Source organism: Desulfobacterium sp. N47 (genome assembly GCF_051233685.1).
Taxonomy (GTDB): domain Bacteria; phylum Desulfobacterota; class Desulfobacteria; order Desulfobacterales; family RPRI01; genus RPRI01.
This window is the reverse complement of sequence record NZ_JBAMMY010000309.1, coordinates 1-1,938: the sequence shown is the minus strand read 5'-3', so window position 1 is coordinate 1,938 and position 1,938 is coordinate 1. Positions and strand designations below refer to the sequence as shown.

Sequence of the window (1,938 nt, the reverse complement as noted above, 5' to 3'; positions counted from 1 at the left end):
AGGGAAATTGACGAATGTCTGGTGATAAAAATATGTAAAGACCTTGGAATACCAAAGCCATGACAAAATCACTCAAGCCAACCCATTTTACAAGCCTGCCGTTTTATTATAACTGCATATTTTACTGACACCATAAAGAGGTGTGAAATACTATGGCAGAAGCAATAAAAGTTTGGTATGATAAAGAGGGAGACTACCTTGAAGTTCTCTTTGAAAGGAAAGCCGGTTATTTTAAAGAGACCGAAAACGATGCAGTAATGGAAAAACTTGATGATAAAGGAAACATTATAGGTTTTTCTATATCGAAAGTCAGTGCTCTGAAGGAACAGAAGCCTCTTTCAATTGAATTAAAAAGACACGTTGCCTGGCAACAGGCCTAAAGCTCCCCGTTATCTGCAACGGGGAGCTTTAACCTAATACAATTTTTCTAAATTCTGAGGTATAAGGCTGTTCCCCTGATCAATTTCAAGCAAGTTTAAGAGTGTAATACAACCCTTATTCTGGCACTAACCCACTTTGATAAAGACATCATATAAAATAGCATAAAATAATAGACGTCGCGATTACTACCCCAGCATCCGCTAAATCGCCAAATATCCAAATCACCCGTCACTGTCCACCGCGGACGGCACGCACATAATAATAATTAGACTTACTGCCGTAGTTGACGAGGCCGTAGTAGAAACCTACGTACCGCGCGAAACACGTATAGGAAAACGATAACAACAATGCCATTATATTTTTATTTTATCGCTTAGTCTATAGATTATTTGATCGGTAATACAACAGGTTATCAAAATAAGTTGCGTCACTAATACTACATTAAGCTATCGCTTCACGAATTGGTCTAACACTCTTAATTTTTTCCATACGCTTCGGTGAGTGTAATGCAGTCCATATATCATTACGCTGCTGTAAATTGAGCCAAAAATTTGGGGTATTGCCGAATACTTTTGCCAGCATTAATGCAGTGTCAACGGTAATAGATCTTTTACCGGTACAAAGCTCATTTACAGTCCTGCGGCTGACACCCATAGCAGAAGCAAGTTGCCCCTGAGTAACCCCTAATGGTATCATAAATTCCTCGGTGATCATTTCACCGACGCCGACAGGTTGACGTTTAGTTAAAATCATTTTACGCCTCATTTATATGCATGATTATCAAGATAAATACTATCCGCTTCCCCGCGTTCATCATCCCAAATAAAAATTATACGCCATTGATCATTTACACGTATTGAACATTTATCCTTTAGTTTGCCGGATAATTTTTCAAAATGATTGCTGGGTGGACTTCTCAGATCAGAATCACTTGCAGCATCATCAAGTAACTGTAACTTCCTAAATAATCGTGAACGAATGATAGCAGGTATTTTTTTAGACTGTATATCATCTACAAAAAAATCCCGCAGCCAATTATCACGAAAATTTTTAATCATAAATACATTGTAACACACATGGTTACAAAAAAGCAACCAAATTAATTTACAACAATTTTTCTAAATTCTGAGCTATAAGGCTGTTCGTTTGATCAATTTCAAGCAAGTTTAAGAGTGTAATACGACCCTTATTCTGGCACTAACCCACTTTTGCATAAAGACATCATATAAAATAGCATAAAATAATAGACGTCGCGATTACTACTGTCTTGTCAACTCTCAAGAGTCGGGTAAAGGCGAGATAGTTTTATCCTGGCATCCTGTGTAGTGAATTGCCAATTAACCTTGGCGTTTTTGTTGTTTCTGAACTTTTCCCATGCCGCCGGCTCTTTCCTGACAATTTTGATATCATCGATTCTTCTTTTAAGGCACTGGCCCGTAAGCACGTTCAATTCTATTTCGGCCATGTTTAACCAACTTCCATGCTTCGGGGTATACACAAACTCAAACCTGTCCCACAACGCCTTTGCCTTATCTGGCGGAAAAGTTTCATAAAGTG

At 38.2% G+C, this 1,938-nt stretch carries 4 protein-coding genes; 1 reads left to right on the top strand and 3 read right to left on the bottom strand.

Annotated features, from left to right (window positions below; translation table 11 throughout):
- Positions 1–152 precede the first annotated feature (152 nt).
- A complete protein-coding gene (locus VXK47_RS19905; RefSeq protein WP_435550539.1) occupies positions 153–380 on the top strand; it encodes a DUF2283 domain-containing protein in 228 nt (75 codons plus the stop codon).
- 442 nt (positions 381–822) lie between these two features.
- Here VXK47_RS19905 and VXK47_RS19900 read toward each other — a convergent pair whose 3' ends face one another.
- The 3 genes from VXK47_RS19900 to VXK47_RS19890 form a co-directional block, all read right to left on the bottom strand.
- Positions 823–1,134, bottom strand: coding sequence for a helix-turn-helix transcriptional regulator (locus VXK47_RS19900; protein WP_435550538.1), 312 nt, complete (start codon positions 1,132–1,134; stop codon positions 823–825).
- 8 nt (positions 1,135–1,142) lie between these two features.
- Positions 1,143–1,439 (bottom strand): type II toxin-antitoxin system RelE/ParE family toxin, encoded by a 297-nt coding sequence (locus VXK47_RS19895; protein WP_435550537.1) that lies wholly within the window; start codon positions 1,437–1,439, stop codon positions 1,143–1,145.
- A gap of 212 nt (positions 1,440–1,651) precedes the next feature.
- Positions 1,652–1,938 (bottom strand): transposase (locus VXK47_RS19890; protein ID WP_435550536.1); only part of this gene is annotated, 287 nt, incomplete at its 5' end.